Here is an 8,132-nt window from a genome sequence, read left to right as displayed (position 1 = left end):
GTTGCCTTTGGTGAAGGGCTGGTAGCAGCCGTTGCCATAGAGCCCGCAGGTGACAGGGCCCGTGGGGTAGCCGAGACCTTCCTGCCAGCCGGCGTCCTTCCAGCCGGTCCAGTAGGCTCCCGTTACGGCGTAGGCTCCGTTGGCCTCGGACCAGTAGAGGTTGCCTTTGGCGAAGGGCTGGTAGCAGCCGTTGCCGTAGAGTCCGCAGGTGACAGGGCCGGTGGGGTACCCGAGTCCCTGCTGCCAGCCGGCGTCCTTCCAGCCGGTCCAGTAGGCTCCCGTTACAGCGTGCGCTCCGGTGGCGGCGGTCCAGTAGAGGTTGCCCTTGGTGAAGGGCTGGTAGCAGCCGTTGCCATACAGTCCGCACGTAACAGGAGCCGTAGGGTAGCCCAGCCCGTCTTGCCAGCCCGCCTCTTTCCACCCAGCCAGGTACGCAGTTGTGACGACGTGCGTGCCGACGCCAGGTGTGCGGTACGCTATCCCGCCTTGGAAGGCCTGGTGGCATGTCGTTGATGCGGGATCACCGTAGGGGCAGGTCACATCCCCGGTGGGATAGCCGACCGCCTTTTGCCAGCCCGCATCACCCCAGGCAGTCCAAAAACTACCGGTTACTGGGAAGGCTCCGGTGGCTGCATTCCAATAGATGGTGCCGTTGGCGTACGTGCGGTAGCAACCGCCGTTTATCAGGTTGCAGTTGTCTACAGAAGTCGTTGCGGCGCCGAGGGAACCAGTTGCCCCACCCATCGCAATCCACTTGCGCTCGATGGCTCCGCCGGAACTGCTCCCGGCCCTGGCGAAGGCCTTAAGTTGTTCCAGCGTGCCGTTCCAGACATTGGAGTCGCCGGCGAAAGGTCCTGTGCTGCTGTACTGCCAAATACTGTAGGTACTCCAGCTGGAGGGAATGGATCCCGCATTGTTGGTGGGGGTGCTTGGGTAAGCGGCAACCCACAGGGGATAGTCACCAAAGCCTGTCGGATCACCCAGGCATTGTTTCCACCAGGAGGTGTTCGTGTAAATCGCCGGCAACCTGCCGGTGAGGGAACGCATGGTGTTGCCGAAGTCCCTGACCCAGGAAGTCAGCTGCGCCGGGGACATTCCGTAGCAGGTGTTCCCGAAATTGAACCCGTTGATGGTGCGGCCGGCGTAGGGATTGAACTCGAAATCCAGGACGGGGGGCATCGTCCAGCCGTCAGCTGTCCATCCTCCGCCGTTCCGCACGAAGTACCGCGCCTGGTCGGCACCTGATGACCAGTTTGGGATGGCAAAGTGGTACGCGCCCCGGACCATCCCCACATTTCGCGACCCTTGATACTGCGAACTGTAAGCCTCATTGACGTAGTAATTGCCTTCGGTGGCCTTCACGTAGGCGAACTTCGCACCCATATTGAACTGTTGCTGCCAGTTGACACTCGCCTGGTGGCCGCTGACGTCCAGGCCCTTGATGCCGAACGTGGGGCTCCATGTCCCCTCCGTCGAAAGCGCTTCGGCCGAAAGCCGTTTGGCAGCGGTGCCGGAGGCGGAAGAGGTGACGCGCGGCGAGCGCTGCCCCATTTCAGCTCCGCCGGCTCCGATGGCGGCTGCCATCGCCGCATTCCTGTCGTCGGTAGCCGGGGTATCCGGCGCCGGCGACGAGGGATTCTGCTGGGTTCTGCCGGCGTTGACCTCGGACATCGCCGGGGGATCAGCATAGACCGGGGCAGCGAGCCCGGGGCCTGCCATCAGCGCGACAGAGAGCAGTGCGAGACCGACGATGCGGACGCGATGGCTATTGACGTGGATAAGGTTCCGCTTCATATTCCGCTCCGAAGCAATGGGCGCCATCGGAGCGCCGCATCTGGTTTGCAGCTCCAGTGAGTTCGGGGCTGAGACCTGAACTGTGAAGGTAGGACTGTGACGCGCACTACCCTAACACCAGTGTTAGCAATGGGGCGAGTGGTTCTGTTGGTACCAATGTTATTTTCCAGCTCGTGTTATCCACACTCGGTAGGAAGGCTCTTGTTGTGTGCCGGCGCGCACCTTAGCTTTAACCCAGATGTACTGCCTCCGCTGGGGGCGGCAGTCGTTCGGGGGAATTCATGGATGCAGTACGCATTGTCGAGGATGAAGTGCGGGAGCTGATTCGTCGGCGGGGTCTCGATCCGTTGCACCAGGCAGCCGAGGTTAGGCGGCTCGTGGAAGCGGCCGTGACCGACTATGATGAGCGCGCGCTCATGGGGCCGCTCCCGCCGCTGGGGCCGCTGGAGTCAGCACGCCGGTTTGTCTTTGACGCGGTGGCCGGCTTCGGTGCCCTCCAACCGTTTCTGGACGATCCGGGCATTGAGGAAATTTGGATCAACGCGCCCACCGAAATCTATGTGGCCCGGAACGGCGAATCCGAACTCACATCCCTGAGCCTGACGGACCAGCAGGTCAGGGACCTCGTTGAACGGATGCTGAAGAGCTCGGGCCGGCGGCTGGACATCTCGTCACCCTTCGTGGACGCGGCACTGCCTGACGGATCGCGCCTACATGTGGTCATTCCCGACGTCACCAGACGCCACTGGGCGGTAAACATCCGTAAGTTTGTTGTGAAGGCGACCCGGCTGGATCACCTAGTGGAACTGGGTACACTGACCCCTCAGTCCGGGCGCTTCCTTGGCGCCGCTGTCGCGAGTGGACTCAACATCCTGGTGTCGGGCGCGACGCAGGCGGGGAAGACGACGCTGCTGAACTGCCTCGCTGCCAGCATCGGCAGCCGTGAGCGAGTTATTACGGTCGAGGAGATCTTCGAACTACAGTTTCCGCTGCGCGATGTGGTCGGGATGCAATGCCGGCAGCCGAACCTCGAAGGCGAAGGCGAGATACCGCTCCGCAGGTTGGTTAAGGAAGCCCTCCGCATGCGCCCTGACCGCCTGGTGGTCGGCGAAGTCCGCGAAGCAGAGAGCCTCGACATGCTGATCGCCCTCAACAGCGGGCTGCCGGGGATGTGCACCGTCCATGCCAATTCAGCACACGACGCCGTGACCAAGATGTGCACCTTGCCGCTGCTCGCCGGGGACAACATTTCCAGCGCCTTCGTGGTACCCACCGTGGCCTCGTGTATCGATCTGGTGGTTCACTGCAGCCGCCTTGCAAACGGGCGGAGGCAGGTGACGGAAATTCTCTCCCTGGGCAGGCGGGTCGAGAACGGAATCATCGAGTCCTCAATGATTTTCTCCACGATCGGCGGCCTGCTGGAACCGACGGCCAACACAATGCCGGCGGAGGAGAAATTCGCAAAAGCAGGTTATGAGGTCGCGGCCCTCTTGGACCCGCGCTGATGGCTGCGCTGCTGGGGGTCCTGGTAGGAGCCGGGCTGTTCCTCATCTGGTGGTCGGCCTGGGACGAGCCCCCTCGTCCCACGCGAGTACCGCGGACGAACCGTCTCCATGACCTGCTGATGTCTGCCGGAATTGAAAAGGTCACCGGTGCCGGTCTCATCGGCAGCTGCCTGGGACTTGGCGCCTTCGCGACGCTGGCCTTCTTCGCGGTGAGCAGGTCCTTGCCCATTTCGGTTTGCTTCGGCCTGTTCGCCGCCTGGCTTCCGGTGGCGGTGGTGAAATGGCGGGTCAAAAGGCGAAGCTCCATCTTACGGAGGGTGTGGCCCGACGTCGTGGACCATCTGCGATCGGCCATCCGGGCCGGATTGTCGCTGCCCGAAGCACTGATACAGCTGGGCGAAAAGGGGCCGGAGGAGCTCCGGCACGTATTTCGTGACTTCGGCTCGGACTACCGCTCGGGCGGCCAGTTCGACGCATCGCTGAATAGGCTCAAGGAACGGCTGGCGGACCCCGTAGCTGACCGCATCATCGAGGCACTTCGGCTAACCCGGGAGGTGGGCGGCTCCGATCTGGGCAAGCTGCTCGGGACCCTCGCCGAGTTCCTGCGCGAAAGTGCACGGACCCGGAGCGAGCTCGAAGCGCGGCAGTCGTGGACAGTCAACGCTGCCCGGCTGGCCGTCGCGGCGCCGTGGATCGTCATGCTGCTGCTGGTCAGCCGTCCGGAGGCTGTGGCTGCATACAACACGCCCATCGGGGCGGCCGTGCTGTTGGGAGGCCTGGTTGTCTCGCTGGTCTGCTATTCGGTCATGCTGAAGATAGGAGCCCTCCCAGAGGAAGAGAGGGTGCTGCGATGACCACCGTTCCAGCGGCTGCAATGGTCTGCGGGGCATTCCTGGGTGCTGGTCTGTGGCTCCTCCTTGTCAGGCTCCCATTCATGCGGTCCATCAGTTTCGTGGAACGAATCGAACCGCAACTCCGATCCCAAAACCTCGAATCGAGGCTCCTCCGGGCGGAGGAACGCGTTCTCACTCCTTTTGGTCCCCTCGAACGCATACTCCGCCCGCTGATCCGGGAAGCTACAGCCAAACTGGCCAGGTTCAACCTCGGCTCCGCCGCCCTCAGCAGAAGACTTGCGCAGGCACGCATCGACAAGTCCCCCTTGGACTTCCGGGCCCAACAGCTCTTCTGGGGGCTCTGCGCATTCATTGCGGCTGTCAGCGTGGTAGTGCTGGCCGCGCTCTCTGGGAGATTCAGCCCTGTCCTGGCCGTGGCGGTCTCCGTCGGTAGCGCGATCGGCGGCTTCCTCTTCAGGGACTACTGGCTCGGGGTGCAGATCAAACGGCGGGAGGAGCGGATGCTGGCAGAATTCCCCAGCCTGGCAGAAATGATTGCGCTTGCTGTGGGCGCCGGGGAGAGTGCCACCGGTGCCCTCGACCGCGTGTGCAGGACCGCCCGGGGCGAGCTCTCCAAGGAATTCAGCAGGGTTTTGGCCGAAACCCGTGCGGGTAAGCCTCTGGTGGAAGCGCTTCAGGAATTTTCTGCACGCACCGACCTGGGGCCGCTCATCCGCTTTGTTGACGGCATCATCGTGGCGGTCGAACGCGGAACACCACTGGCCGAAGTCGTTAGGGCCCAGGCCCAGGACGTCCGGGACACGGCCAAGCGCGAGCTGATGGAGTCCGCCGGCAAAAAGGAGATCGCGATGATGGTGCCGCTTGTCTTCGGTGTGCTGCCCCTGACAGTGGTGTTTGCCGTGTTCCCCGGGATAGCCGCACTCAGCCTGAATTTTTGACGCCGCTGCTCCGGCAACCGCCGACAGTAGCCACATTCAACATACGAAACAACTCCGAGAAAAGGGAAGCACATGACATTCATGGCCACGCACGGACTTGCACTTGTCGCCGCAGTGGCGGCGCTGATCGGCCGCTCCTTGACCGCGGCCCCGCGGTCCCGGAAGACCTTCGCGGACCATCCTGAACGTGGGGATGTGCCCGGCTGGGTCATGATCACCCTGATGTCCGCGGTCCTTGTTGCCGCGCTGCTGGCCGTGGCAGGCCCGGCACTGGAAGCCATGTTCAACCAGGCGATGGACACGGTCGGAAAGTAGCCCGTGAACGAAACCGGTCCGGCCACTTCCGGACGCGAGCGCGGTGCTGCCGTTGTCGACTTTGTGCTCGTCGGCGCCCTGCTGACGATGTTTTTTGTCTCCATCATTCAGCTCGCGCTCATCCTGCACGTCCGGAACACACTTATCGACGCTGCGGCGTCCGGCGCCCGGCACGGAACCTTGGCCGACCGCAGCGCGGACGACGCCCGGCACCGCACCGGCGAGCTCATCGGCACGTCGCTCAATGCCGACTTTGCCCGCGACATTGAAACACGTGAAGTCGTGTTCCAAGGGCTGCGGACACTGGAGGTGACCGTCAGGGCCCCGCTGCCGGTCATCGGTCTAATCGGTCCGCGCGGAGGGCTGGAGGTCACCGGCCATGCCGCGATCACCGGCTGACCGCAGGCGGCGCCACTTCACTAAGCAATGTGCGGACAGGTTCCGGGAGGCTCTGTGCATCGGCCCCGGCGGTGCTTCAGTTCCGCTCGGCAGCTTCGCCGCCCAAGGCACCGCTGACCCGGGCAACGCGAGGGACGACGTCGGGCAAAGGGGGAGCGCGGTCGTGGAGTTCACGTTCCTCGGACTGCTCCTCATGGTTCCCGTCGTGTACTTCATCATCACTGTTGGCCAGCTTCAGGGCGGCTCGTTCGCCGTGGTGGGCGCAGCGGACCAGGCGGCCAAGGTCTACGTGGCCCAGCCCGACGCACCGTCGGGCCGGGCAGCGGCAGAGCAGGCCACCATGGTGGCCCTTGCTGACTACGGCCATCCGGCCGGGAACGCCAGCGTCGAGATCCGCTGTGACTCTGGTGGTGACTGCACGGCGGCGGGCTCGGCAGTCACCGTCACCGTCCGGCTCACCGTGCCGCTGCCTTTCGCTCCCTTCGGGGAGGCAATGCGCCTCAACGCCGGCCAGCTCAGTGCTTCGGCCACCCAGGTTGTGGGCAGGTTCCGTTGACGCCTCCTGCAGCCAGTAGCCCCTCCGCCGGGCCAGCGCGAACCAGCCGCGATGAGGACGGGCAAATGACAGTCCTCATCATCGGGTTCGTCATGCTCGCCCTGCTGGTCAGCACCGTGGTCATGGCGGCGTCCAGCCTTTACATCGAGCACAAGAAACTCCTGTCGCTCGCGGACGGCGCCTCCGTGGCCGCCGCCGACTCCTACACGCTTGGCCAGGTGGAAACGGCCAGCGGCACTCCGTCGGCGCTTCTGAACGGTGACAGAGTCCGGAACGTCGCCGCCGATTATCTCAGCCGCAGCGGCGCTTTCGGGCGCGTCGACGGACTGGTCGTCGCAGCTGGAACAGGGACGCCGGACGGTTCCACCTCCGTCGTGGTCCTCAGCGCCACCGTGCACCCGCCGGTGGTCAATTTCCTCGTCCCGGATGGCATAACCATTGCCGCCACGTCCACCGCACGCTCGCGGCTGACCCGGTAGCCCAGGCCGCCGGTTCCACCGTCAGGCCGGTGAGGGCGGATAGCGTACGCTTAAACAACCATGGCTCAAATTGATTTTGCTGCAGAAATCCGCGCGCTGCGCGGCACTTATACCTCCATCGAAAAGGTCACCGATGTCGAGGCGCTCAAGGAAGAGATCGCAGAACTGAGCGAGCGGGCCGGCGAGCCGGACCTGTGGGATGACCCCGCGGCAGCCCAGGTGATTACCTCGCGGCTGTCGCACCGCCAATCCGAGCTGGAGCGGCTGAACACGCTGGTTTCCCGCATCGACGACCTTGAGGTGCTGGTGGAACTCGGCCAGGACGAGGACGACGCCGACTCCATGGGGGAGGCTGAGGCGGAGCTTGAGTCCATCCGCAAGTCGCTGAAGGACCTCGAGGTCGTCACCCTGCTCTCCGGCGAGTACGACGAGCGCGAGGCCGTGGTGACTATCCGCTCCGGCGCCGGCGGCGTCGATGCCGCGGACTTCGCGGAGATGCTGCTGCGCATGTACCTGCGGTGGGCGGAGCGCCACGGCTACCCGACCACCGTCATGGACACCTCCTACGCGGAGGAGGCGGGTCTCAAGTCCGCCACCTTCGAGGTCAACGCGCCGTACGCGTTCGGCACGCTGAGCGTCGAGGCGGGAACACACCGGCTGGTCAGGATCAGCCCGTTCGACAACCAGGGCCGCCGGCAGACGTCCTTCGCTGCCGTGGAGGTCATTCCCCTCATCGAACAGACAGACTCCATTGACATCCCGGACAACGAAATCCGCGTGGACGTCTTCCGCTCTTCCGGCCCCGGCGGCCAGTCCGTCAACACCACCGACTCCGCCGTCCGGCTGACCCACATCCCCACCGGGACCGTGGTCTCCATGCAGAACGAGAAGTCGCAGCTGCAGAACCGCGCCGCCGCGATGAGGGTGCTCCAGTCGAGGCTCCTGCTGCTCAAGAAGGAGCAGGAGGACGCGGAGAAGAAGGCATTCGCGGGCGACGTCAAGGCATCCTGGGGCGACCAGATGCGTTCCTACGTCTTGAATCCGTACCAGATGGTCAAGGACCTCCGGACCGAGCACGAAGTGGGAAACACCACGGCCGTGCTGGACGGCGCCATTGACGACTTCATCGAAGCCGGGATCCGCTGGCGCACCGACAACCGCAACGCCGAACGCTAGACGCACCGCCCGGTCAAGGGACCCAATCCCGCGACACGCCCTCTGACTCCCGCCTGAGCACGGTGACCCGTGCGTATAGTCGAGAGGCCGGAGCTCTTCTTCCCCCTAGAGAAAGC

9 protein-coding genes are annotated in these 8,132 nt (G+C 64.2%); 8 read left to right on the top strand and 1 reads right to left on the bottom strand.

From position 1 onward, the window contains the following. The coding region (locus tag ACTHQX_RS01095; RefSeq protein ID WP_440155251.1) for a GH25 family lysozyme at window positions 1-1,794 on the bottom strand (1,794 nt) is incomplete at its 3' end. A 281-nt stretch (window positions 1,795-2,075) separates the two neighbouring features. Between ACTHQX_RS01095 and ACTHQX_RS01090 the strand changes: the two genes are divergently transcribed. The 8 genes from ACTHQX_RS01090 (at window position 2,076) to prfB (ending at window position 8,016) form a co-directional block, all read left to right on the top strand. Continuing rightward, window positions 2,076-3,299: a CpaF family protein gene (locus tag ACTHQX_RS01090; protein WP_440155249.1), complete on the top strand. Its 1,224-nt coding sequence runs from the start codon at window positions 2,076-2,078 to the stop codon at window positions 3,297-3,299. After that, window positions 3,299-4,153, top strand: a complete 855-nt coding sequence (locus tag ACTHQX_RS01085; protein ID WP_440155247.1) for a type II secretion system F family protein — start codon at window positions 3,299-3,301, stop codon at window positions 4,151-4,153. The genes ACTHQX_RS01090 and ACTHQX_RS01085 overlap by 1 nt, the downstream gene beginning before the upstream one ends. Continuing rightward, window positions 4,150-5,091 carry a type II secretion system F family protein gene (locus ACTHQX_RS01080; RefSeq protein WP_440155246.1) on the top strand — a complete coding sequence of 314 codons (942 nt, stop codon included), beginning with the start codon at window positions 4,150-4,152 and terminating at the stop codon, window positions 5,089-5,091. The genes ACTHQX_RS01085 and ACTHQX_RS01080 overlap by 4 nt, the downstream gene beginning before the upstream one ends. A gap of 72 nt (window positions 5,092-5,163) precedes the next feature. Then, complete coding sequence (locus ACTHQX_RS01075) at window positions 5,164-5,406, top strand: hypothetical protein (RefSeq protein ID WP_440155245.1); 243 nt, start codon at window positions 5,164-5,166, stop codon at window positions 5,404-5,406. Window positions 5,407-5,409: 3 nt separating this feature from the next. Next, window positions 5,410-5,805 (top strand): TadE family protein, encoded by a 396-nt coding sequence (locus tag ACTHQX_RS01070; RefSeq protein ID WP_440155243.1) that lies wholly within the window; start codon window positions 5,410-5,412, stop codon window positions 5,803-5,805. Continuing rightward, on the top strand, window positions 5,786-6,361 hold the full coding sequence (locus ACTHQX_RS01065) for a hypothetical protein (RefSeq protein WP_236804061.1): 576 nt from the start codon (window positions 5,786-5,788) through the stop codon (window positions 6,359-6,361). The genes ACTHQX_RS01070 and ACTHQX_RS01065 overlap by 20 nt, the downstream gene beginning before the upstream one ends. A 65-nt stretch (window positions 6,362-6,426) precedes the next feature. Next, complete coding sequence (locus tag ACTHQX_RS01060; RefSeq protein ID WP_440155240.1) at window positions 6,427-6,840, top strand: pilus assembly protein TadG-related protein; 414 nt, start codon at window positions 6,427-6,429, stop codon at window positions 6,838-6,840. Window positions 6,841-6,900: 60 nt separating this feature from the next. Then, window positions 6,901-8,016 carry a peptide chain release factor 2 gene (gene prfB / locus ACTHQX_RS01055; protein WP_236804057.1) on the top strand — a complete coding sequence of 372 codons (1,116 nt, stop codon included), beginning with the start codon at window positions 6,901-6,903 and terminating at the stop codon, window positions 8,014-8,016. Window positions 8,017-8,132 lie beyond the last annotated feature (116 nt).

The sequence above is a fragment of the Arthrobacter sp. SAFR-023 genome (assembly GCF_051965295.1).
In the GTDB taxonomy this organism is placed as follows: domain Bacteria; phylum Actinomycetota; class Actinomycetes; order Actinomycetales; family Micrococcaceae; genus Arthrobacter.
Note: the sequence above shows the minus strand (reverse complement) of the source record. Positions and strands in the feature narration are given on the sequence as shown.